General features: G+C 69.7%; 19 protein-coding genes. 2 read left to right on the top strand and 17 right to left on the bottom strand.

The window, feature by feature from the left end; translation table 11 throughout:
- Nucleotides 1-386: 386 nt before the first annotated feature.
- Nucleotides 387-1238, top strand: coding sequence for a S9 family peptidase (locus tag ND747_RS05430; protein ID WP_251732338.1), 852 nt, complete (start codon nucleotides 387-389; stop codon nucleotides 1236-1238).
- Nucleotides 1239-1478: 240 nt separating this feature from the next.
- Here the strand turns inward: ND747_RS05430 and ND747_RS05425 are convergent, their stop codons facing one another.
- The 9 genes from ND747_RS05425 to fxlM (ND747_RS05385) form a co-directional block, all read right to left on the bottom strand.
- Nucleotides 1479-2207 (bottom strand): hypothetical protein, encoded by a 729-nt coding sequence (locus tag ND747_RS05425; protein WP_251732336.1) that lies wholly within the window; start codon nucleotides 2205-2207, stop codon nucleotides 1479-1481.
- Nucleotides 2208-2331: 124 nt separating this feature from the next.
- Nucleotides 2332-3333 carry a thiopeptide-type bacteriocin biosynthesis protein gene (locus tag ND747_RS05420; protein WP_251732335.1) on the bottom strand — a complete coding sequence of 334 codons (1002 nt, stop codon included), beginning with the start codon at nucleotides 3331-3333 and terminating at the stop codon, nucleotides 2332-2334.
- 53 nt (nucleotides 3334-3386) lie between these two features.
- A complete protein-coding gene (locus ND747_RS05415) occupies nucleotides 3387-4637 on the bottom strand; it encodes a lanthionine synthetase C family protein (RefSeq protein ID WP_251732333.1) in 1251 nt (416 codons plus the stop codon).
- Nucleotides 4634-7720, bottom strand: a complete 3087-nt coding sequence (locus ND747_RS05410; protein ID WP_251732331.1) for a lantibiotic dehydratase — start codon at nucleotides 7718-7720, stop codon at nucleotides 4634-4636. The genes ND747_RS05415 and ND747_RS05410 overlap by 4 nt, the downstream gene beginning before the upstream one ends.
- Nucleotides 7721-7810: 90 nt before the next feature.
- On the bottom strand, nucleotides 7811-7966 hold the full coding sequence (locus tag ND747_RS05405) for an FxLD family lanthipeptide (RefSeq protein ID WP_095212685.1): 156 nt from the start codon (nucleotides 7964-7966) through the stop codon (nucleotides 7811-7813).
- Nucleotides 7967-8054: 88 nt separating this feature from the next.
- The gene (gene fxlM, locus ND747_RS05400; RefSeq protein ID WP_374216149.1) at nucleotides 8055-9311 is read right to left on the bottom strand and encodes a methyltransferase, FxLD system; all 1257 of its coding nucleotides are present in this window, start codon (nucleotides 9309-9311) and stop codon (nucleotides 8055-8057) included.
- Nucleotides 9312-9718: 407 nt separating this feature from the next.
- On the bottom strand, nucleotides 9719-10057 hold the full coding sequence (locus tag ND747_RS05395) for a 4a-hydroxytetrahydrobiopterin dehydratase (RefSeq protein WP_251732327.1): 339 nt from the start codon (nucleotides 10055-10057) through the stop codon (nucleotides 9719-9721).
- Nucleotides 10058-10069: 12 nt separating this feature from the next.
- Nucleotides 10070-11581 carry a helix-turn-helix transcriptional regulator gene (locus tag ND747_RS05390; protein WP_251732325.1) on the bottom strand — a complete coding sequence of 504 codons (1512 nt, stop codon included), beginning with the start codon at nucleotides 11579-11581 and terminating at the stop codon, nucleotides 10070-10072.
- Between the two features lie 429 nt (nucleotides 11582-12010).
- Nucleotides 12011-13291, bottom strand: a complete 1281-nt coding sequence (gene fxlM, locus ND747_RS05385) for a methyltransferase, FxLD system (RefSeq protein ID WP_251732323.1) — start codon at nucleotides 13289-13291, stop codon at nucleotides 12011-12013.
- A gap of 324 nt (nucleotides 13292-13615) precedes the next feature.
- Here fxlM (ND747_RS05385) and ND747_RS05380 point away from each other — a divergent pair, with 324 nt between their 5' ends.
- On the top strand, nucleotides 13616-14884 hold the full coding sequence (locus tag ND747_RS05380) for an MFS transporter (protein WP_251732322.1): 1269 nt from the start codon (nucleotides 13616-13618) through the stop codon (nucleotides 14882-14884).
- A gap of 42 nt (nucleotides 14885-14926) precedes the next feature.
- On the opposite strand, the gene ND747_RS29690 is transcribed toward ND747_RS05380, so the two are convergent.
- The 8 genes from ND747_RS29690 to ND747_RS05340 form a co-directional block, all read right to left on the bottom strand.
- A complete protein-coding gene (locus tag ND747_RS29690; RefSeq protein WP_251732320.1) occupies nucleotides 14927-15814 on the bottom strand; it encodes an NYN domain-containing protein in 888 nt (295 codons plus the stop codon).
- A 209-nt stretch (nucleotides 15815-16023) separates the two neighbouring features.
- On the bottom strand, nucleotides 16024-16638 hold the full coding sequence (locus tag ND747_RS05370) for a non-canonical purine NTP pyrophosphatase (RefSeq protein ID WP_251732319.1): 615 nt from the start codon (nucleotides 16636-16638) through the stop codon (nucleotides 16024-16026).
- 355 nt (nucleotides 16639-16993) lie between these two features.
- Nucleotides 16994-17482: a hypothetical protein gene (locus ND747_RS05365; protein ID WP_251732317.1), complete on the bottom strand. Its 489-nt coding sequence runs from the start codon at nucleotides 17480-17482 to the stop codon at nucleotides 16994-16996.
- A gap of 13 nt (nucleotides 17483-17495) precedes the next feature.
- Nucleotides 17496-19151 carry a helix-turn-helix transcriptional regulator gene (locus ND747_RS05360; protein ID WP_285900044.1) on the bottom strand — a complete coding sequence of 552 codons (1656 nt, stop codon included), beginning with the start codon at nucleotides 19149-19151 and terminating at the stop codon, nucleotides 17496-17498.
- A gap of 174 nt (nucleotides 19152-19325) precedes the next feature.
- Nucleotides 19326-19682: a hypothetical protein gene (locus tag ND747_RS05355; RefSeq protein ID WP_251732314.1), complete on the bottom strand. Its 357-nt coding sequence runs from the start codon at nucleotides 19680-19682 to the stop codon at nucleotides 19326-19328.
- A complete protein-coding gene (locus ND747_RS05350) occupies nucleotides 19679-20392 on the bottom strand; it encodes an ATP-binding protein (RefSeq protein WP_251732312.1) in 714 nt (237 codons plus the stop codon). Before ND747_RS05350 ends, ND747_RS05355 begins: the two co-directional genes overlap by 4 nt.
- A 405-nt stretch (nucleotides 20393-20797) precedes the next feature.
- Nucleotides 20798-22018: a hypothetical protein gene (locus tag ND747_RS05345; protein WP_251732310.1), complete on the bottom strand. Its 1221-nt coding sequence runs from the start codon at nucleotides 22016-22018 to the stop codon at nucleotides 20798-20800.
- Entirely contained in the window at nucleotides 22015-22794 is a 780-nt protein-coding gene (locus ND747_RS05340; protein WP_251732308.1) for an SAM-dependent methyltransferase, read from the bottom strand. The genes ND747_RS05345 and ND747_RS05340 overlap by 4 nt, the downstream gene beginning before the upstream one ends.
- Between the last annotated feature and the right edge of the window lie 137 nt (nucleotides 22795-22931).

The raw sequence follows: 22931 nt of genomic DNA, 5'->3' as shown, positions 1-22931 counted from the left end.
ATTCCCCGCAGGGCGAACATCTGATTCGCGTGTCGGCATGGTGTCTGACCTGCCAGGATGTAATCCGTCGAGTTGACATTTTCGTCTCGCCGGCGATGATCCGTTCGTGTCCTCGTGGGAGCTTGTAGCGCTCCTGTGCGCGGCGCCCCGCGCCGGGGCTGCCGGGGTGTGTTGGCCTGGTCAGGCTGACGCGTCAAGGAGGGCACGCTCGTCGCTGGTCTCCTGGTCGCAGCCATACGAGGCGATCGGCGACCGTGATGTGATGGTTCCGCTCGCGGAGACGTGCGTGGACAGCACCCGGACGTCCACGGATCATGATGGTCGAGCGCGGGCCGACATTCGATGGCTGGCGGGCAGAGCCAGGACCGCGCGGCTCAAGGAGTGGGATGACCCGAGATCTCGAAAAGGCCGTGACGTTCCGCAGTCCTGACGGGCTGCTGCTGGCAGGGAGCCTGCTGAGGCCGTCGGACCGCCCCTTGGGGGTCGCGGTCCTGGTGCACGGCGGAGGTGTGACGAGAGAGGAAGGGGGCTTCTTCACCCGACTCGCGCACGGCCTGGCAGAGGCTGGAATCGCGTCGCTCCGGTTCGACTTCCGAGCGCACGGCGAGAGCCAGGGACGGATGGAGGACCTTACGATCGCCGGGATCCTCGGTGACATCCTGGCCGCTGCCTCGCATGCCGCAGGAGCGATCGGTACGGACACGGTGGTTCTGGTAGGCGCCAGTTTCGGCGGCGGGATAAGCGCGCTGTTCGCCGCCCGCCATCCCGAGCAGGTCCGCAGCCTGGTGCTTTTCAATCCACTCCTGGACTACAAGAACAGGTTCATCGACCAGAAGCCCTACTGGCACGACGACCAGATCGACGAGGACGCGGGACGGCATCTGACGGACGACGGATACCTGGAGCACTCGCCGACCTTCCTGCTCGGCCGCCCGCTGCTCAACGAGGTCTTCTACCTGCGACCGGACCGCGAACTCGGTGCTGTGACCGCTCCGACGCTGATCGTGCATGGTACGAAGGACACCTTCGTCCCCGTGGACAGCTCGCGGGCCGCCGTCGACCGGTTCGGAGGTGAGGTCCGCCTGGTGGCGGTGGACGGGGCGCAGCACGGCATCGCGGTCCACGACGACCCCGCCTACGCCGACCCCCAGACCCAGATCTGGCAGGCATCGGTCATCCGTACCGTGGCGGACTGGGCCGGTGCGCAGCTGCGAGCGGAAGACTGGCCGTCACCGTAGCGTTTTTCAGATCGCGCACCGAAGGCCGCGCGACCCACGGCGTGAGCGCGTGCACCGTGCGGCTCACTTCGGTCCAGGTGCGCAGGGAACCCCTGATCCGAGCGATGCCGAGGACCTTGGGTTCGGGGGCGACCGCGCCATCTGGATCAACGGTGCCGCTATGCCCGTCGACGGCGCCCAAGGCCGCCCAGTGCCCGAGGCTACTGACCGGCGGGTCCTCTCGTCGGGCGTGCGGATCGTCTATGTCTGGGGGCGGGGGCCCGCTGTGTCTTTGAGGAGGAGAGCCGCGCGGCGGCGTAGCGGCTCTGCCAGCGCGAGGTTCTCGCCGTGTGTGGTGCTGTCCAGGATTTCGCTGATCACGGCGAGTTCGGCGTAATGGCCGGCTGGGGTGTCGAGGATGTGGGCGAGTTCGTGGCGGACGCGGGCGGCGGTGGCGGGTACGAGCAGGCTGTAGCCGTGGAGTGTCGCGGCGTCGTAGCCGGCCGGGGCGCTGCCCCAGCCTTCCCAATCGAGCAGATGAAGGTCAGGGCCGACCAGGTTCGCGAAGTGAAGATCGCCGTGGGCCGTCGTCCATGGGGCGGTCACCTCACTGCCGAATGCCTGCGCGCCCAGGTGGCGGAGCATGACCCTGGAGAGATAGCTCCGATGGATCGTCAGACGGTCCGTCGGGACGGCAGCGATGGCGTCGAGCGCCTCGCGTAGGGCAGCCCACCAGGACGCGGGAAGATCCGCCGCTGTCGTCAGGATCGCGGAAGGGGCGAGGACGCGACCGGATACGAGATCGTATAGCTCGGCGCGGTAGGCCCACCGGCCGGCGGTCCAGTCGTGACAGCCGACGAGTTGCGGGCGGGGCAGGGAGCGGGGGAGCTGCCGCTGCGCTTCGACCGCTCCGTCCCAGAAGGTCGTGACGATCTCGTCGGCCGGTGAGCTGGCAAGGCGAAGCCAGCAGGCGCCATGCTCGGCGGACACGGGTCGTCCGAGGGTTCTGCCTTGCCAGCCCCAGTGGTCGACGGCGTCGGGTGCGGGCCCGACGTCGAGGGCGATGCATGCCTTTGTGTGGGCGGCTCGCATCCGATGGACGACGGCTGGCTGGTCAGGTTCTGGCCACATCGTCCGCTGCCGCTGCCTGCGGTTCGACCGGGCGGACAGGTGATCCGAGGATGCCGTCAGCGGCGGCTTGCGCGAGGACGGCCTGGGCTGGGCCGGACAGTCCAAAACGGTTCCAGTGGAAGATCACATGGTGGGCGAGGACGTCGCGGATGCCGCGCCTCAGCGAGCCGTCGTGGACGGCGCTGGCCAGCTGGCTGCCGGCGGTCGTGAAGGCGGTGAACCACGGCCGGGCGAACGTCAGTGGCTTGTCCTCGGCCAAAAGATCCGATTCCGCTCCTGTGTCGAGGGTGAGGAGGCGGCGCACGTTCCTCGTCGTGCCGGCTATCCGGTCGGAGTCTTGGCCGGTGTCGAGGGGACGCATCTGGGTCACGCGGTGCCAGATATCGCCCTGCTCATGCCAGTCCTGGCCGGCGGCGCGCATCAGGGCACTGCACAGCAGTAGGGACAGCTCGCGTCGGCCGATCAGCTTCATCGCCGACGTGGCCGCATCGTAGCGGTGCAGGTAGTCGAGGACGACGCTGCTGTCGGCGTGGAAGAGCTGGTGGGCGATGTCCATCGCGGCGGTGCCGCCGAACACCGCAGTCTCGGGCTCGTAGATGCCCGGCCACCATCGCGTGACCAGGTTCTTCGCAGTCATGTCGTCGAGGACGCGCCGGACGAGCGCCTGGGTGTCCGCTGACCTCGTGGTTTGGAACCGCAGGCGCCAGAAGGGCGTCTTGCGGATGAACCACCAGGAGTCGATGGTTCCCTCGGCCTCTGCGTCGCGAACTGGTGGGCGGACCTGCGAGGCCATCGCGGTCTCGGCGGTCGCCCGGTCGGGGAACGCGACGTGCACCTGGTACCAGCCGGACAGCGCGGTCTGGGCCGCGAGCGCGGCCTGACCTGCGGCCTGGTAGAGCTCGACGGCGTCAGCGAGGTGGGCGGCCGGCAGGCCGATGCGGGCTGCGGCGGTGGTGATCGGCGTGCCAGCGAGGACGGCCAGCACCGCTGTCTCAGCGTCACGTGCCGCGACATTCCGGCTCTCGGGCGGGGTGCCAATCAGGCGATCAGGAGGCATGTGTCCCATCCGGATGACGGAAATCCGTTGAGGTCGACGGTGTGCAGGGCGAGGGCGACGCCGGCGTCACCATCGAGGAGGCCCTCGTCCTCGCCGCTGCCGGCGCGGACGTGCCGGATGAGGGCATCGGTCAGCCGAGGAAGGAAGGCGCTGATCGGGTGGCCAGCTGTGCCGGTGGTCGCGTCGGCCGCGGCGCGGCGCGCGGTCAGGATCAGTCCCGCCCAGCCGTGGCAGAGGCCGGCGTCAACGACGCGGCCGGGCCGGACAGCTTCGGCCAGGCAGCTGGCGAGGGCGTGTTCGGCGGCCAGCGTGCGGGGCTGATCGCCGGTGGCGATCGCGGCGAGCTGCTGTGCCCGCGCGATCCCGGGCGTTCCGTAGCACCAGGACGCGGTGCGCCGGGTCGGTACCAGCTGGCGTATCTGCCCCGCCCGCCTCTCACCGTCAGTGATCCACTGCGGCCACCATGGCCCGGTGTGGCCCGGTCCAGGGTCCTGCCGCCAGGCGTCGAACCAGGAACAGATCTGTTCGATGGCGTCTCGGTGGCCGTCCACGACGATTCCGCGGCGGGCAGCGAGGGCGAGCACAGCCAGCGGGCCGGCGATGCCGTGGGCCATGCCGAGGTTGCCATGGCCGCCGGCGAAGTCGGCCGAGCGCTGGCGGGTGGGGGACAGATCGGTCCACCAGCCCGGGAACTGGTCGCCGTGACGGCGGATCGGCTTGGTGAGGCGAACGAGGTAGCGGAGGACCTGGCGGAGGTCGTCGCCGTCAGGATCGACCTGGAGGTGGTAGGCGCCGAGCCCGGTCAGGCCATAGAGAAGGTCGAACTCGGTGAACGCGGGCGGGTCGCCGCGGGCGAGGCGCCGGTGGGCACGGTCGAGTCGGTCCCGCGTGAGGTGGCGGACCGTGGCGTGCAGGGTGGTGAGGGCACGCTGGTAACGCTCTGACCTCGCGGCGGCGGTGTGGACGGCGAAGGCGACGGCCGGAGCACCGACATACAGGCTGGCATCTGGCCCGGCGTTGATCGGGGTGCGGGTGGCGGCGGCCAGCCAGGCGTGGACGGTGCTCCAATCGCCGCGCCCGGCGCGGGCGCGTTCGATGTGCAGCAGTGCGGTGCCGGGCGCGCCCCGGGCCAGGGACTGGGAGAGCTCCGCGGCGCTGGGGCCGACCGTGGTGGGGACGGTCAGCCGGGCCGCGACAGCATCAGCGAGGTCGGCGCGGGCGTCGACGCTCATGCCCGGCTCCGGGCGGCCCAGGCGAGGGCCGTGGCGCGGGCAAGCCGACGGCATTCCTGTTCGGCGGCCTCATCGAGTCCGTTCACCCGGATGTGGTGCATGTGGAGCAGCGAGTGAAGGATCGTGCTGGGGTCCGGCCCGCCTCCGGTGCGCAGCCGGTCTCGGTAGTGGGATAGTGCCTCGCGTCGGCGTGCCCACGAGTCGACGATCTGTGATCCACCGGGGATGGTGCGGAGCTGTGCGAAGTCCTTATGTGGATCAGCGAGCCGCAGAGTCTCGTCCCGGACCGACCGGTCCAGAGTGGGACCGGTCCGGGTCGTCACACTGCGGCCCAACCAGCGCATCGCCTCGTCGAGCTCCCCGGTGAAGGAGATCGCCAGGTCGACGAGACTGGCCACGGTCACAGGGACGGCGGCCTGACCGGGCCTGGTGGATCCGATGGGGTGCAGGAGCTGGGCGAGCGCGGCGGAAGAGTCGGCGGTGAACACGGTCTCGGCCGCTACCATAGTCGGTCCGGTGCCATAACGACCGGTCTCGGGAAGGTAGGCGTCCCACTGGACGCGGGCGACGAGCCCGTCCTCTCGCAGATGCGCCGCCCAGGCGGCGACTCGTCGCGCCACGTGCGCGAAGTCGCCGGGCTCGGTCAGCCGGAAGCGGAGCCTCAGGTGCGGGTCGGGATCGCGATAGCGGAGGAACCACATCGCGGGCGGCGTGTCCCAGGCGTCGAACAGCGCGGGCAGGTAGGCGGTGAGGATCGTCGTGGCGCGGTCCGGGTGGCCATACAGCTTGACGTAGGCCCAGCCGGAGCCGCCGGGGAGGTAGCCGTGGCTCCGTAAGATCACGGCGGGTCGGCGGGTCGGCGACGGCTCGGGACGAGAGGGTTTCTGGGTGGCGGCGAACGCCGCGGTGATCTCGTGGGCGTGGCCGTCGAACCAGCCGCATGCGGTGGAGTCGGGCGCCTCGTGCAGGGTAACCTGCCCCCATCGGTCCAGGTCGGCGCGTAGCAGCTGGAGATGGGCCTTCTCCGTGAGGTCCAGACGTAGCCGCTGATCGGCCGCGCCCAGGTCAACGGCATCAGGAAGCCGGTAACGCGCCCGGCAACGGGCCATGCTGTCCTCCCACACTTCCCAGGAGGCAGAGGCCGGTGCGACGTCGGCGGTGGTCAGCCGCCAGCACGCCGAAGAGAGCACGGTCCGGCCATATCGGACGCGGGGCAGGAACGGCATCGTCGCGGCGACTCCCCAGGAGAACGGGATGAGCACGGCCGATCCGGCCCGCGGAAGCTCGCACAGGAACCGGGCCAACGGATGCGCGACGTTGGTGAGCTCCACCGCGTTAAACACCGCCGGTTCGATCCTGCGCCCGTCGCGTCGGGAGATCAGGAAGAGGCGGCGGGCGTCGGCGCTGATCGCCAGATCGTCCAGCGGCATCGTGTCGTTCTCGCTCCGGTGCTCACCCAGAGAGATCACGTGCGGCAGGACAACGCCGGCTCTGCTCACGTTCTCGGTGCGTAGCCGCAGCGGCGGGCAGGAGACCTGCGCCCGGACAGCTCCGGCGTCTTGCGTGGGCAGCCCTGCGTAGGCCGTGGCTACGCGGCGGCGGTCCGCCGGGTCGAGCAGATCGAGGAATCGGCCCGTCAGGGTCCCCGCGGCCAGGGACAGCCCATTGACGACGAGGTCATAGCTGCCGCGTTCCAATGCCGCGGTGGTCGGGGCATGCAGGTGGAAGCACAGTTCGAGGTGCGCGGGCAAGGCGGCCTTCTGATCATCGGCGGTGGGCTCGCGGAGCTCGTCGAGCAAGCGGTCGTCAAGCTCGATCTCCCGAACGCCGTCGAGGGCGGCACGCTGAGCGAGCGCGAGAAGCCGATCGTCTCGCGGGGCCAACCGTGGCGGGGGACGGTCGATGGTGGAGCCTCGGTAGCCGGCGGGGAACCCGAGGCCGATATCCGGGTCGACCAGGTCTCGCAGCGGAACCACGGCGCCCGGCCCGTATCGATCGAGGAAACGGCCGTGGTAGTCGCGCCATGCTGGTGGGCCGAATGGAAACGGAGTGAGGCGCATGATCGCGCTCAGCGCCTTCTCTGCTTCCCTCGCCACGTGAACGGGCAGCATGAGATCGCAGTCGAGGCGCAGGTCGAGAGCGGTGGTCGCTGTCTCTCCAGTCGCCAGCCTGGTCATCTTTCGGTGTGCGGCGCGTCGGAGAGGCGGCTGTTCCTGGGCGGCGGCGCGGTTGTGCTCGGTGAGCACCTCGTGGATGGCGATCAGCGTGGTGAGGGTGCCGGCGATGGCCGGGATCGAGGTGGCATCGGCCTCGGACAGTGCGGCGGCGACGTGGCTGAGCGGATCGGTGGCCGTCATTGGAGGGCGTAGGCCAGTCAACAGAACGCGACGTGCCACCAGCTCACCGAGAAGCCCATCGACCATTGACGCCGCTACCCCGGGATAGGCGTTCGCGATCTCCTGGGCCAGCACCGAGGCCCGGACCGGAACCCGCGCGGCGTCTAGGACTCTCGCCACCGCAGGCGTGTACCGCAGGGAGACCTCTGCCGGCCCGTCCGCTCCGTCGGCGCCCGGCTGCTGACAGGGGATGATCAGTCTGCCGCCCCGGACCAGGTGGGTCGGATCGACCATGACCGGTAGGCGACGCACCAGCTCGGGGCACCGCTCCAGGCTGGCGACGACGTCCGCGAGCCAGGCCGCGTCCACTCTGGCCACGACTCGGTGCTCCGCACCCCAGCGCACGGTGAGGCGCTGGTCGAAACGGACTGGGGCGACTCCGGCGAACAGGCCGAAGGGGGTCGCCCGATGCCGACTCCGCAGCAGATAGCGGATCAGCGTGGCCGTCACCCGCCGCACCGGCCGAGGCTCGTGTACCCGCCCGTCGAGGACCGTTTGGACACGGCCGGCGAACAGCGCGCTGGCAGCCTCGACTGCCTGGGCAATCGACTCCTGGGACCACACCTGCTTGATCCAGTCCCGCCAGCGTTCCACGTCCGCTGCCGAGTCGCCCGTGAGATCCGGCCAGGTCATCGACTCCGACTCGGCGGTGTGGGACGCGGCGCGGACGAGGGCCGTGTCGACCATCCGATACACCGGAGACGCCTCCTCCTCGTGATCTCCTGTCGTGCTGGAACCCGCGGCTCGCGGGTTCCAGCACGTGGCCGAGCCGGTCGGCTAGGCGACGCAGGTGCTGTTGGAGCACGCGCTCTGGCAGGTGCTCGTGCAGTTGTCGCTGGTGCTGTTCAGGAGATCGGGAATGATCGCGCCCTGCGTGGCGATCTCCACGTCCAGGTCGAAGTCGGCGGGCGCCGGGGTGAGGGTCGTTTCCATGGTGGTTTCCCTTCCGAAGGACAATGGCGGATAGAGAGGGCGGTGCTGGACAGGTGCGAGTCCCTGCTGGTGCGCGGAGGGACTCCGGTCACGGCCAGGAGATCGTGATCCGACGGTGCCGCTTGTCGATCAGACGACCGGCGGGAAGCTCCTCGGCGGGTGTGCCGAGGGGATGGGCCTCGATGCGGGCTTGGTCCTGGCGATAGTCGCGGTCCCAGAGGCGGATCTGTTCGGCCAGCCGGTCCGCGAGGGCATCAGCGTTCGGGCCATGGCCGTAGACCCCGAACTCGAATAGGGTCCGTTCCTCGCTGGTTGGTCGCACCGTGCGGTAGGCGAAGCTGTCGTCGTCGGCCAGCGTCGCCACGCCCAGCGGGGAGACGGACGCGACCAGACCGCGCTCCCGGGCCTGCGGCTTCGCCGTCAGCAGGACGAAGCCGTCCAGGACAGTGGCCAGCCACAGATCGAGGTTGTCGAACGGCTCGAAGCCACCGACCGTCACGCCCGACCAGCGTTCCACCCGAGGCTGATGCAACGCTCGGGCCAGCGCGGGAGCGTTCACCTGCTGCCCCTCGTCGAGGCGCAGGCCGACCTCCTCGCCCTCGGCGCCGTGCAGCAGTACCAGACTCGTGCGGTTCTCCCCGACACCCTGCATCGGGACGAAGCCACACAGCTGGTAGTCCCGGGCGACGAGGCGGTCGCCGTCGAGGTCGAACGCGATGCTCCTGGTCAGACCCCGCATCCGTAGCGGGACGACGATCCGGCCACCAGGGGCCAGCTGGTCGACCCACGCCGGCGGGATGTCCCAGGCGCCGGCCGTGACGATGATCCGATCGAAGGGCGCGTACTGCGGCGCACCGAACTCGCCGTCCGCCCGCAGGAGAATGACCTCGTCATATCCGGCGGCCGGCAGTAGCTGGCGAGCCCGGTCCAGGACGTCGGGATCGATGTCGATCGAGACGACCTCGCCGTCCTTGCCGACCAGCTCGGCGAGCAGCGCCGCGTTGTAACCGCTGCTCCCGATCTCCAGGACCCGCATGCCCGGCCGCACCCCGGCCTGCTCCAGCATCATCGCCTGGACCCGCGCGGCGGACACCGAGCTGATGCTGACCCCGTGCTCGTCCTTCTTCGTCACATAGTGATGCTCGGCGGCGTACGCCTTCTCCAACGGGACTTCCGGGACGAACAGGTGCCGCGGCACCGCCCGCACCGCCCGCTCGACCTCGGGTGTCACGATCGCCTTCAGCTCGCGCAGTTCCCGCACGAGCTGCTCACTCAACCGGGCGACATCCTCCGGCCGAACATCGTCCTGATCAGGGATGGCGTCGGCTGCTGGGGTAGGCACCAAGCTCCTCCTTCACATGCTGGGCACTTCATGATCGTCCACGGACAGGAGTGAACGCCTCGCAACAATGCCCCACTCGAAGGAGCAACACATTCCCCGCGATGGGAAGATTTCGTTCGGGCCTCAAGAGGACCACTGACCTGCGGAGATAGCGATCGGCACCTGCTCCGGTTCGGCCTGTCGGACAGGTAGAAGGGTCGAAATCTTCACCCGCCAAGTTATCCGCGGGGCCCCAGATCGGTCCTCATCGGAGGAGCCGGCGTCGATCCGGCTCGTCCTTCATCGGTCGCGCCCCGCAGCCTCGGCGGTGCGCGTCTGGCACATGGTGCCGACCCGGATCAGGTCTCCGGCCAGATCCATGCAACTAACCAACAAGCCGGCCACGCGGTTGCCGCGTCGTCATCGCTCCGTCAGCCGCCACGTCCCACCGACGATGCGGCCGGTCCCGTGGTGTGGGCTAGGGCGATGGCGTCGATGCGTCGCGCGAGATCGAAATCGGCCTCAGTGATCCGGTGCCCGGCGTCGTGGGTGGTGATCCCGAAGCGGATGGTGTCCCAACGCAAGTCAATGTCCGCATGGTGGCCGATCAGCCGCTCGACGTCGGCGACGTGCACGATCAGAGCGACTCCGCCGTGATAGCGGATGCGGAAAGTCTTGGTGATCTCCTGGCCGGCCAGGGCCCAGCCGGGTAGCTCGCGTAGCCGGGCCTCGATCTCGTCGTCGGCCAGGGGCACGGGCGCATCCGCCACGTCACGTCTCCTTCAGAGGACGAAGATCTCGTCGAGGTCGCGGCCGGCGGCCGTACCTTTCCAGGGCTGTGCGGCTTCCCGCAGGCCGGAGAGCTCACGGAGAATTCGCACAGACCCAGTTTCCACCGCCAGGTCCGCCGCGAGCCGCCCGGCCTCGACCGCGCGCCCGACGTCGCCGCTCTGAACACATGCGACGGCCTGCCGGGCGAGGTAGACGCCGCGGTCTCGTCGGGCATGGGCAGGCGTCGTGACAAGGACCTGCTGCCACAGGCCAGCAGCGGCCTTGGCTAGTCCCAGACGTCCGTAGCAGGTGGCGCGTTGAACCTCCACGTAGCCCGGAGTTCGACGGCAGGCATTGCCCCATGGCAAGCCATCGTCACAACTCTCGACGAGCGGAGCCGCTTGGTCCAGGACAGAGTCGACGGTCTCACGATCTCCGACGAGCGACGCGCCGTGGGCCTGCTGCTGGAGCGCCATCACCCGCATCTTCGGGCTGAGCCGGCCGGCATCGGCCAGGACCGCGCCGCAAAGGTCGAGCGCGCCGAAGCCGTCAGCAAGATCCGTGCGGACCGACGCGTGGTTGAGCAGTGAGTAGGCGACGAGCTGGTGGTCCTGAGAGCGTTGTGCGGCCTCCAGGGCAACACCGCGCCAGACGGACGAACTGGGAAGGTCGCCGGCGTCCTGATGAAGCCAGCCCACCAGCGAGGCGTAAGCCGCGCTGGCACGCAGGAGAGCCAGCCGGGTCTCCCCACGGGCTGTCGCCACCAGGTTGCTGATGAGCGTGTGCTGGGCAGTGACGGTACTGATCAGCTCGCGAGGACCGAGCATCATGTCCGCTCGGTAGTGACCCTCCAACTGCTCGCTGAAGTAGCCGACGAGTGCCGGGTCGACGTGCCGGGAGGTGGTCCTCTCGAACGCGAGCGCGGTGGCCGTCGAAGCAACGAAATTCCGTCGGTCGATGTCGTGCATGACTGTTCCCATAGCGTCCGCCAGCCTGACGGCCTGTGCAGCTGGTAGGCCAGACACGGCGATCCGTTCGCCACTACGGGGCCGGCCTGCCCCATCCGGGAGAACAGGGGCCGCTGGTGATCGACATTCCGGGCTCGCCGCACGGCGCCTACGTGCGGCGTTGATGAGGAATAGATCAGCTGGGGGTAGCTGTTCGCGGTCGTCGAGATCGATGAGGTTGTGGATGCTGGTGTTGTAGACCTCGGCGAGCAGGGCGAGGAGCTGGGGTGTGGGCCTTCTGCGGTTGTTCGGCTGGGGCCAGTTTTCGATTTCGGACAGTTTCGGGCCACTCATGGGCGCGGTGCCATCCGGGTCGAGGCCGGCGCGGGCGGCGTGGGCGTTGATGTGGTCTGCGGCCTGCGCCTGGGTCCAGCCGTGGGCGTGGCGGTGGGCGGCGCGAGGACGGAAGTGGTAGCGGCGGGCGAACTCGACGGCGATCTCGTCGTGGCTCATCCCGGCGGCGCGCATCCGCGTCCGCAGCTCGTCCTGGTCGGCCCGCAGACTCGCCCTGCTCATGCCACATCTCCTCCGAGCCCGTTCGCGGATCGGCATCGGCCGGCCCCGTCGAAGCGGGCACGTCACTCCGGTCGTCGGTGGTGCTGCCCGCGTCGAGGCTGATGGACCATGATGATGGCCCGATGGGGTGGAGTGTGTCATTCCCCGCAAGCCGAGAGTTTTCTTCGCACGCCACACCTGGTTTGACCTGCGGGAATGGTGTTTGACCGGGCCATCTGTTCGTCGTTGGAGGGTGCATCTCTTCGTATCGTGAGACCGTACCGGAACGGAGAATCGCGGCGGCGGCGCGGGTGTCCTCCTGTCTTCGGTCAGGTCGCCTGGCCCCACCGCGATCACCTGAGTTGGCCCCACTCCGGACCCGGGTGAGGATAGATCAACTGACCGAAGCGGGGCCGACTGGCCTGCCGAAACTCACCCGACGATCGAGTTCTAGCTGGGCGTCGGGCGGGAGCCGTGGAAGGTCGCGTCCGGGTCATCTGGGTGTGGCCAGGTTATGGTGATGCGGGCGTGGGGCCGGTCGAGGGTTCGGCCCGGTGGCAGGTCGCGGTCTGGGGTTCCGGCGGGGTGGGCGGTGACGAGGGGGTCGGGGCCGTGTCGGTGGTCGCGGTCCCAGATGCGGATCTGGTGGGCGAGATCGTCGGCGAGGGTGGTGGCGTCGGGGCCGAAGGCGTGGACGCGGAACTCGTACAGCGCTTCGGCGATCTTGGGGCAGGTGAAGTAGGCGAGGGTGGCGCCGTTGACGACCGCGTCGCCGGGAGGGCGGTGGCCTTCGGGTGCGAGGGATTCCGTGGCCGCGTCCTTCGCGACGTCGATGCCGCAGTAGCCGTCGAACATGGTGGCGAGCCAGAGCTTGAGCGTGTCGAACGGAACCCTGGGCCCGAGCCGTACGCCGGTCCAGATGTCGACGCGGGGGCTGTCGAGGATGCGGTCGAACAGCTCGGGTTCCGCCGGGTAGTTGCCGTCGAACCGGAGGCCGATGTCGTCGCCGCGCAGCGCGAGGCGCCGCATCGGGTGCGCGCCGGCGCCCTGCATGCGGACGAAGCCGCACATCTGCGTCTCGCGGCTGACGAGGTGGTTGCCGTGCCGCTCGAACGCGACGCCGCGGCCGAGGCCGCGTAGCCGCAGCGGGACGATGAGCCGGCCGCCGTCGACGAGCTGGTCGGCCCAGGCCGGTGGGAGGTCCACGGCCTGCGCGGTGACGATGATCGCGTCGAACGGGGCGTGTTCGGCCGCGCCGTACCAGCCGTCGCGGGTCAGGACCCGGACCTGGTCGTAGCCCGCCGCGGTGAGCAGGCGGGTGGCTCTGTCGGTGATGTCCGGGTCGATGTCGACGGTGGTCACCTCACCGGTCGGGCCGACGAGTTCCGCGAGTAGGGCCGCGTTGTAGCCACCCGAGCCCAGTTCCAGGCAGCGCATCCCGGCTGCCAGACGTGCCTGTTCGATCATCGTCGCCTGCAACCAGGGCGCGGACACCGAACTGACCGCCGTCCCGTCGGAGTCGAACTTCGTGCGCACGACATCGTCGGCGTACGCCGCCTTCACCGACGCCTCGGGCGCGAACAGGTGCCGTGGCACGGTCCGGAACGCCGCCTCGACGTCTGCCGTCCTGATCCAGCCGCCCGAGATCAGGCCGTCGACCAGCCGCGTACGCAGCACCTCCGGGTGCTCCTGGTCGGGTATTTCTACTGTCTGCTCCTGAACCACATCCACAGGGCAACATCCCTACTACAGATCGTGATCGCGACTGGACGCTGTCACTCTGCCTGATCGCAGCGGTGCGCACATTCCCCAGACGACGAACATTCCGTTCGCGTCCCAGGATGGCTCTGACCTGGGACGACGATCCGGAGCGGGCCCACTTCTTCGTGGGCTGCACCCCTTGTTGTGTGGGTCGCGACGCGACCGCCGGCAACGTCGCCCGTCCGAACGGCAGCATGTGATCTTCCGTACGGGCCGCTATCTGCATCGGATTCCGCGCGCTGAAGTGCGGCGATGTTGGGCTGGAGCGGAGATCGGGAGTGGTAGCGTCCGCCGGTGCGGGATCGTGATCGCCGCAACCTCCTCGTCGCCTACACCATCAGCGCGGCGGGCAGCGGTGTCGGGTCGGGGTCGCTGCCGATCGTCGCGATCCTCGTCCTGCATGCCTCCGCGTTCGAGGTGTCGATGCTGTCCGGCCTGGCCGGGCTCACCGCCGCGGCTGTTCTGCTCCCGCTGGGGGCCGGCATCGAACACCGACGCAAACGACCCGTCATGATCGCGGCGGATCTGGTGCGGTTCATCGCGCTCGCGAGCGTGCCGGTGGCTGCCGCGCTGCATCTGCTCACCTTCGGGCACCTGGTCGCGGTCGGTGCCCTCTCCTCGATCGCATCGACCGCCTTCGCCGCCGCCAGCGGGGCGCACCTGAAAGCGATGACGGACACGGACGGGTGTCTGGCGACGAACAGCTGGTTCGAGACCGTCGACTGGACCTCGGGTGCGGCCGGCCCGCCGGTCGGCGGGCTGCTGATCGGCGGCTTCGGGGCTACGGCAACGATGGCGCTCGATGCCGCGTCCTACCTCGGCTCCGCCGCCGGTGTGCGGCGCATCCGCGCACCCGAACCGCCGCCACCCGCCCGCGGCGCCGACGCCGGCATCCGCCAGGGATGGCGCTACCTTCTCGCCCACCCCGGGCTGCGACGCCTGTTCCTCAACGCGATGCTGTTCGGTGGGCCCGTGGTCATGACCGGCCCGCTGCTCGCGGTCCTCATCCTCGACGGACTTCGGCTGCCCGCGTATGCCTACGGGCTGTCCCTGGGCCTGCCTTGCCTCGCCGGGATCGTCGGCGCCCGGCTCGCGCCCGCTCTCGCGCGCCGGTTCGGGCAGCGGCGCGTGCTGCTCGTCGCCGGCGCGGCGCGCGCTCCCTGGCTGCTGCTGTACCCGCTCGCACCCCATGGCCCGACCGGTCTGGTCATCATCGTGGTGGCGGACACGGCGATGCTGATCTGCGCGGGGGTGTTCAACCCGATATTCGCGACCTACCGGATGGAGGTCACCGCCGACGCCTACATGGCCCGCGTACGCACCGCCTGGGGAATCAGCGCCAAGACCGTGCAGCCGCTGTTCATCCTCGCCGGTGGCGGGCTCGCCGCGCTCGCCGGCGTCAGGACCGCGCTGCTCGTCGCGGGGCTCGCCTGCACGGCCAGCATCACGCTGCTGCCGTACCGGGCGCTGACCAGGCAGACCGCAGCCGTCGGCGCGATCCACCCGGACGCACGGCAGGGCCACCGCGGCCAGAGGCCGCCTACCCCGTGGGCACGGTCCTAGCCGGGGCCGGCGGATGCACTGCCGCTGCGGCGCGGTGAGCGTCTACTTGATGCGTGCGTGGACGGCGCCGGACTTTCCTGGGCCGCTGCGCTGAACCTCGAACAGGTCGGTGGCGACCATCAGGTCCTTGAGGCGCGAGTAGCCGTAGGTCTTGAGCACGACCACGGGATGCTTGCGGATGGCCGACCCCACGGCCGCCAGATGGGTCCATCCGTCAGGGCCGGAATTCGCCGTGACCGCCTCACGCAGGCGGCGCATCAGGACGGTGTCCGCCCGCAGGGCCGCGGTCGTCGCCCGGCTCGGCGGCGCTGTCGAGGCTGTCTTGGCGTTCTTGCTTTTCTTCGGCGGGGCGACGGCAGCGGCCGGAGCCGGCGTCGACATCGACGTCGCGGAATCACCCGCCGCCGCGAGCGGGGCCCGCGTCGGCGTGGTGGCACGGGCGGGGACGAGCACCTGGTCGGGCGTCGCGGCCGGCGTGGGCGGCGCTGCCACGGCGAGGGACTCGACGAAGACGAACAGGTCGCAGGCGGCGGGCAGGCCCGGATTCGTCTTCTTCTCCTCGCCGTACCCGTGGACGGTCAGGCCGGCCTCACGGATCCGTTCGGCCAGCCGAGTGAAGTCGCTGTCCGACGAGACCAGGGCGAACCTGTCGACCGCCCCGGAGTGCAGCAAGTCCATCGCGTCGATCGCCAACGCCAGGTCCGCCGCGTTCTTCCCCTTGACCGCGGCGAACACCTGCACAGGTCGGATGGACAGATCCAGCAGGGCCTTCTTCCAGCTCGTCAGCATCGTCCAGTCGCCATAGGCACGCTTCACCTGCGCTTTCCCATGGCGGGCAACGTCGGCGAGCACCAGTCCCACGGACCACGACGGTGCGTTCTCCGCGTCGATGAGCACCGCGATCCGGGCCGCTGCGGCGCTGGTGACCACGCTGACTCCTCCCGGTCCGGCGCCCGCGCCACCTGACGCTCACTACGCAAAGGATGGCACACGTGCCGCACCGTCTGCCTTCATCGCGCAGGCTGACGTGGGAAGCATCCGGGAGTCCAGGGTGTACGGCTACCGCTGGTATCCCCAGGCGGCAGCCGAGCGGCTTCTCGGGTGCTGCATCGCGGGCGTGGTCGGCGCACCGGCGTGGATCAGGTGAGCGGTGCTCGCTGAACCTCTCCGGCTTGCGACAGCGAGCTCTGGCACGGGGTTGGAGGATCAGCGAGTCCGAGGTGTGCGCGGAGGGCGTCGGTGGCCAGTCGGCGAGGTGAGATCTCGTTCTTCTGCTCGTTGGGCATCTCGGCGAAGGTCTGCGTGCCGCTGGCAGGTACGAAGACGGTGTCGTAGCTGAAGCCGTTGCTGCCACGAGGTTCGGTGGTCAGGGTGCCGTGCACGGCGCCGGTCACGACGTGGACGCCGGTGGCGTCGGCGTAGCCGAGCGCGGTCGTCACGGTGGCGCGGCGGTTGGTGAGACCTGTTGCCATCGCGAGGAGGCCGTGGACGCCGACGGTGTCGAGGAAGCAGGCGATGAGCGCGCCGGGCAGCCCGTTCCAGGCCGCCAGGGCCAGGCCGGAGTCGTCAACGAGCACGGGGCGTCGCAGTTGCGCATAGGCGTCGGCGGCCTTTCGTTCCGCGACGGCCGCGACATCCAGGGACTGGATCTCGACGAGGTCCATCGTGGTCGTGGTGACCTCGATACCCAGCAGGCGGGTGAACTCGCGGGCCTTACCGTCGTTACTAGTGACGAGCGTGACGTCGTCTGTCATGCATTCCTCTCACGGATATCGTTGCAGCGTCGCAGTGGTCTTCTGCCGCGGATTCGGCCGGCGTGATGGCGTCACAGCGGCGAGCCGCTGGTGTGGCACGCGTTCGCTGTGGACGCGAGCGGGACACATTTCTGTCGGGTGCGCACCGTCCGATCGCCTTCGCGCCGTGTCCAACATCCGGCCAGAGTCTCGGGTGTCCACTTCCGCCGTACGCCACCGCCCCAACCAAAGCGATCACCGCTACCACGCGTTAGGTTATCGATCCATTGCGCGGAGCGAAAATGCCCGTATGTGATCGCACGAGGTCATGTGGTTGCTGATGGTGCGAACCAGAGGTCGCGCAGTGCAGCAAGGTTTACCGTCGCCGCTGTCGTGCCGCGCCGGTAGGCCAGATGATCTGGACGGTGCGATGGTTTGCGTGGGCGTGCGCGACCGTGGTCGCTGTGCCGCCCCGGTCGACCGGAGCCTGGCCGTCCCAGACCGCCATGAGCAGATCAACGTCGTCGACGAGTGCGTTGTTCGCGGCCTCGTACGCCGCCCGATCCGAGACCTCGTGGGGCAGGACCCGCACGGTGGCGGCCCGACGGACAAGGTCGTCGAACAGGTCGGCGTGTTCGGGTTTGACCTTCCTCGCGCGGTAGTCAGCAGCTGGGATGATGACATCGAGTGTGCCGCCGAGGTCCAGGACGACGTCGGCGAAGATGCTGTCGGAGCCGGCGGCGATGCAGCTGACGCCGGTCAGGTCTGGCGCGTACGGCGTGAGCGCCTCCACGAGGGCGGCCCGTACGAGGACAACGGTCGCGGGGGTGAGGTCCATGTGGCCGGCGATGCCGATGCGGGTCACGTCGTGGAGCTCCTCACGCCTCGTCTGTCCGGGCCGCGGTTCGTTCGGTGTGAAGTATGGGTGTGATCCTCGCGCACAGGTCGGCGATGGGACGAGCGGACGTTCGGGATTCGGCGTGCCGGTAGAACTCGCCTAGTTTGATCCGCACGCGGCTGGAACGTGTCTGCTCGACCGTCGTCACGGCGGCGTGGCCCAGCCGCGCCGCCTCGTCGAATTCGCCCTGCACGAGTCTGATCTCGGCATACCCAAGTTGATCGAGGGCTGTGCTGCGGACGCTGCCGACGTCCCGAGCCTCGACGGCCTGGTTCAGCCAGGCGGCTGCCTCGTCGGCATACTTGGGCGCCTGGTGCGCGATGTCGAGAAGACGGCCTCCGGTGACGCCCGCCAGCTCCGCCGGGTCGAAGTAGGAGATCCAGTACGGCTCGACGGCCGCGTCGACGTCACTGAAGGTGTCCTCCGCCCGGCTCGTCGTGCGCCGGAATGCGGAGAGCCGGCCTTGCCGGGCGTATGCCCATGCCTCGCGCGTGAACAGCATCGCGCGCACCGCCGGGGTCGCCCGAGCGCCGGCGACGTCCTGTGCGAGGCGGACGAGTTCCAGTCCTTCGGTCGTCCGGTCGAGATAGAACTGCTGCCGTGCCATGCCGGCGAGGATGTTCGCGCAGAACACGGGATCGCCCGCCGCCTTGGCTGACCGAAGAGCGAGCAGGTAGTAGCGCTGCGCAATCCCGCCGTGCCCCGAGTCCCAGGACATCGTCGCGGCGGTCTCAGCGAGATCAGCCATCACGCTCTGCAGCCGCCGGGTCAGGTCCTGCGGATGTGAGAAGTCGCGAAGCTCATCCGCGATCTCGGCGAGCTGACCCACGACCGCCTTACGCCGAAGACCTCCGCCGAACTGGTTGTCCCACGCCCGGAAGGTCCGCGCGGCCAGCTCGATCTCCTCGACTTCCTCCATGCCGACGCCGGCAGTGCGACGCTGACTCGCGAGCGGCTCGGTGGTGTTCAACCAGCGTTCCACGCCTTCGAGAAGCGCAGCGCCGACGACCACGTCCGCCATGACGCGCACCGCCTCACGGCGATCAAGCGCGAGATCATTCCTGGTGATCTTGTCTACCACTTCCGTTGTTGGTGCCGCTTCCCATGCCGTGATGCCTGTCGTCTGAACGGGCAGGTTGCCGACAGGTGTCGAGCGCAGCTCCAGCAGCGACGGCGTTCCCCCAACGACCGCGGGCTCAACCATGACGCCGGCAGCGGTTTCGCCGCTCTGGTGCGTCATCTGCGCCGCCGGCCCGGTGGGCTGCGTCCGCGCCGCTCTCGGCATCTTGTCGAGGAGGAGGATATCGGCGGGGCTGAGGTGTTCTCGATCGTCGAGATCGAGCAGGGCGTGGATGCTGGTGTCATAGACCTCGGCAAGCAGGGCGAGGATCTGGGGGGTGGGCCTTCTGCGGTTGTTCGGTAGCGGCCAGTTCTCGATCTCCGACAGCTTCGGGCCGGTCATGGGCGCGGTGCCGTCGGGGTCGAGGCCGGCGTGGGCGGCGTAGGCGTTGAGACGGTTCGCGGCCTGTTCCTGGGTCCAGCCGCGAGCGTGGCGGTGGGCGGCGCGGGGACGGTAGCGGTAGCGGCGGGCTAACTCGACAGCGATTTCGTCGTGGGACATGCCCGCAGCGCGCATCCGGGTCCGCAGCTCGTCGCGCTCCGCATGCTTGCTGGGATTAGGCACGCCACCTCCCTGCGGCCCCGGATCTGCCCCCGGATACCGATCCATTGCCTCCGGACAGCCCGCCGTCCATGTTCACCGTAACCGCCCCGCCACCCATCGGAACAGAGCCGGGTCTCGGGCGCTGCGTCACGCGGGGCCAGCGTCATTCGAGGGTTGGCCGGTTCCAGTGGCACGAGCTCTGGCAACCGCCTTGATGAGAGCGGCGGCGAGGGCGTCGGCTTCGTCGAGGGTGAGGGCCTCGTTGTCAGGGTCGTCGTCCCCGATCCCGAGCGAGATCAAGGGATCGTAGGTGATCGTGGAGGTCACGTACTGTTCGATCGCGACCTGGAGGGTGGTGCCCTCGCGTATTCCGGGGATTTCCGGCAGGCCGACCAGAGCGAATGCGGAGACGTGATAGTCGCCGGGGCCAGCGACGTCGACGTGGAGGTGGCCGGCAGGCTGGTCGCACCACGGTGGGCAGGCGGTGCCCGCCGGGGCGTTCATGGTGTGGCCTCCTGTTCTCGCATGACTGGATGGTGCGCGGGGCTGGTGGGTGCGGTGGACGGTGTCCAGGTGTCAAGATTGCGTAGTCCGTCGAGGACGCGTTGTAGCAGCGCGTGGTCGTAACTGTCCGGATTCAGCGTGGCCTCGGCGGTGGGGGACGCCGGGATACGGCGTGGCAGCTGCTCGGCCGGGCTGTGGAGGAGGTGCGGGGTGGCCGGAGTCTCGTGGGACAGCGCGGCCCAGACGATCTTGCCCCTGGTTCGGTATCCGTCCGGGCTGCGGACGCGGACCGGGTAGTAGCCGAGGGCTCGGGCGACGGTGGCGACAATGTGCAGCCCTCGGCCGCCGTCGGTGTCGGTGTCGGTGGTCCGGCAGGTCGGGCGGCCGGGGCCGCCGTCCCACACCTCGACGATCAGGTCGCGGTGGCTGTAGGTCAGGCGCATCGCAACCCGGGACGCCGCCTCGTCGGCCCCGTGCACGCCAGAAGGGCGGCTGCTGGCCACGAGCGCATTAGTGATCAGTTCCGACAGCACAAGGGTGACAGTGTCGGTCACCGTGTCGAGGCCCCAGCGGTGCAGCTGCGCGGTGGCGTCGCGACGGGCGGCGCTGGCGGTGCGCGGTGTGGCTGGATAGTGCCGAACGTGCTGCGGCAGTCGGCCGGCAGGTGGATCGGGTGCTGTGGACGAGGCAGGGGCGAGTGCGGTGATCATAGGTTCTCCTGGCACACGGTTCTGGGGGAAGCGGAGTGACTAGCGTCGGGTTGTGATCGGCGAGCAGGACGGCGTCGCACGGCCATCTGCGCCCCCCGCTGGCGCAGAGGCGACCTGGGCGGCGGACGTAGGTGTTGAGCAGTTCGATCGCGGCGCATCGAAGCTGATCGAAGGCGCGGTCCAGCGGGCCGGGATCCTCGCTATGCGGGGGTTCGTCCGCTTGCCGCCTGGTAGTGATCACGGCGGTGTCGGTGTCTGTCGACGGAGGGGGCCTTCGAAGTCCGCGGTCACCGGGTCGGGCCTGGAGGAAGGTCGCGGTGTGGGCTGTGGCTGGCTTCCCGGTGGTCGGTACGGTGTCGTGACCATGGACGGGCGCCTTCCGTGTGCGGTCCGGGAACGCTGCGATCAGCAGCGGGCGGTCGTCGTGGCCGCGTCGGCGTCGTCGTGGCCTGCAGGGGTGGTGGCGAGCGCGGCGAGGGTCGCGTTCAGCGCGGCCCCGGCGCCGCGGCGGCGCAGTTCCGCGGTGAGGACCTTGAGGCCATCCAGCGCAGGGCGCGGACGGGCCGCGAGACGGCTGGTGTCCGCGTCGAGGGGTAGCACGGCGGGCAGCGTCAGCGCGCTGAGGACCGTGTCGTACAGGCTGGCTGCCCAGATCGTCAACACGGTGTTCAGCCAGCTGCGCCAGTCGGCGCCCTGGGCGGCCAGCCGGCCGGCGAGCCACGCCTCGATGCCGTCGACGAGGTCCGTCCGTACCGTCGGTGGGCTGTCGAGGGTCAGCAGGTGTAGGTGGCTGAGCAGTGTTCCGGTGTCGGTGGGTTCTCCGCCCGGTCCGAGGTCGGGTGACGTCAGCACCGGCCGCGGTGTGGAGTCCGGGTACAGCACGTGGCGGGGGGTGAGGTTCCCGAACGCGAGTCCGGCGTGGGCGAGGAGCAGTGGGTCGAGCTGGGCGGCCAGCCGTTCCAGCCGCAGCGACAGGCTTCCCAGGAGCGCGCGCAGCTCGCCGGCCGCGGCAGGCTGTGCGGGGTCTGGGTGGATGTGCTCCGTCGGGCGGGCCAGTGCCTGGTCGACGATCTGAGGGTGCGTCCGGATGCCGGTTGGCGCGGCGACCTGCCGCAGCTGCTCCGCCGGAGCATGATGCACCTCGCCGAGCTCGTCGAGGAGGCCCGTCAGCAGCCCGGTGAGGTCCGCGGGGTGCTCGTCCAGCCGGCTGGCCAGGCTCGGGCCGGACAACCAGGCGGTGAACAGGACCCCGTTCGCCGTGGCGGTCGGGGCAGCGACCCGCAGCCTGCTGTAGGTGGCCAGGGCGGTGAGCTGGTCGGCTTCCTGGACCGTCGCGTCCACTCCGGCACCATCAGCGGCCAGCAGAGCGGCACAATCACCGTCGTCGCCGAGGACCACTCCCCAATGCACCGCGCCGGCCAGACGCGCCGTCGCGCACAGCATCTGTCCGTCGACCCGCACCTGTCGCAGGAGCGCGCCGCCGGCGGTGACCATCGGGCGGAAGGTCGTCTCGGCGTCCGGCCACAGGGCCGCGGTCGCGTCAGCGATCCGGGCATCGGCGTGCCGCAGCAGCCGGCGGACGTCGGCCGCCGGCCAGCAGGTCGGGCAGCCGGACGGAGGGCTCATCGGATACGCCCGACGCCGGCGTAAACCGGCAGTCGAGTCTCGGTCGTCGTCGCCCGGCGCCGCCGGTCGTCGTCCCAGCCGGGCAGCAGGACCACGCCGGGCTCGATCAGGTCCGTGCCGTCGAAGAACCGCACGACCTCCTCACGGCTGCGCAGCTGGAACGGCGCGGTGGTGCGCCGGTACACCTCGGCCGCGTCCGCGACGTCGCGGTCCTGTCCGTCCCCGGTCGCGTGGGTGAGGACCAGATAGCTGCCCGCCGGCAGCGCGTCGCGCAGGGCGGCGACCAGGCGTTGCGGATGAGTGTTGTCGGGGAAGAAGTGCAGGATCGCCACCAGCAGGAGCCCGACCGGCTGGGACAGATCCAGCAGGCCCGTGATCTCCGGGTGGGCCAGGATCTCCTCGGGGCGGGTCAGATCAGCGTCCACCGCCAGCGCGTTCGGATTGGACGCGAGCAGGATCTGGCTGTGCGCGACCGCGACCGGGTCGTGGTCCACGTAGGCGACGCGCGCCTCCGGCGCTACGCGTTGGGCGACCTCGTGGACGTTGCCCATCGTCGGCATGCCGGAACCGATGTCGAGGAACTGACGAAGGCCGACCTCGCCGGTGAGAAAGCCGACCGCCTCGCCGAGGAACAGGCGGTTGACCCGGGTAGTGTCCCGGATCTGTGGCCACGTCTCGACCACCCGTGCCGCAGCTTCCCGATCGGCGCGGAAGTTGTGCGCTCCGCCGAGGAAGTAGTCGTAGACCCGGGCCACGCTCGGGTGCTCGGGCTCCATCAGGACCGCCCCCGTGAGGGCTGTCCGGCCCCGACGAGTGCGCCCCTCGGTGATCGGCGTGGCCGTCCCAGTCTGTCGTCCGGTCCGCGTCTGGCGCCGACGGGGCGGTGACATGACGTCGCGCAGTCGATCCTCAT

The organism is Frankia sp. R82, assembly GCF_023716925.1.
Lineage (GTDB): Bacteria > Actinomycetota > Actinomycetes > Frankiales > Frankiaceae > Frankia.
Note: the sequence above shows the minus strand (reverse complement) of the source record. Positions and strands in the feature narration are given on the sequence as shown.

Bases quoted from the DNA above. Each gene is read 5' to 3' on its own strand.
- ND747_RS05390 (WP_251732325.1), bottom strand. From the start codon at position 11,581: ATGAGCAGGGCGAGTCTGCGGGCCGACCAGGACGAGCTGCGGACGCGG.
- ND747_RS05410 (WP_251732331.1), bottom strand. From the start codon at position 7,720: ATGGTCGACACGGCCCTCGTCCGCGCCGCGTCCCACACCGCCGAGTCG.
- ND747_RS05360 (WP_285900044.1), bottom strand. From the start codon at position 19,151: ATGCGCGCTGCGGGCATGTCCCACGACGAAATCGCTGTCGAGTTAGCC.
- ND747_RS05370 (WP_251732319.1), bottom strand. From the start codon at position 16,638: ATGACAGACGACGTCACGCTCGTCACTAGTAACGACGGTAAGGCCCGC.
- ND747_RS05430 (WP_251732338.1), top strand. From the start codon at position 387: ATGACCCGAGATCTCGAAAAGGCCGTGACGTTCCGCAGTCCTGACGGG.
- ND747_RS05350 (WP_251732312.1), bottom strand. From the start codon at position 20,392: ATGATCACCGCACTCGCCCCTGCCTCGTCCACAGCACCCGATCCACCT.
- ND747_RS05415 (WP_251732333.1), bottom strand. From the start codon at position 4,637: ATGAGCGTCGACGCCCGCGCCGACCTCGCTGATGCTGTCGCGGCCCGG.
- ND747_RS05405 (WP_095212685.1), bottom strand. From the start codon at position 7,966: ATGGAAACGACCCTCACCCCGGCGCCCGCCGACTTCGACCTGGACGTG.
- ND747_RS05355 (WP_251732314.1), bottom strand. From the start codon at position 19,682: ATGAACGCCCCGGCGGGCACCGCCTGCCCACCGTGGTGCGACCAGCCT.
- ND747_RS05340 (WP_251732308.1), bottom strand. From the start codon at position 22,794: ATGGAGCCCGAGCACCCGAGCGTGGCCCGGGTCTACGACTACTTCCTC.
- ND747_RS05345 (WP_251732310.1), bottom strand. From the start codon at position 22,018: ATGAGCCCTCCGTCCGGCTGCCCGACCTGCTGGCCGGCGGCCGACGTC.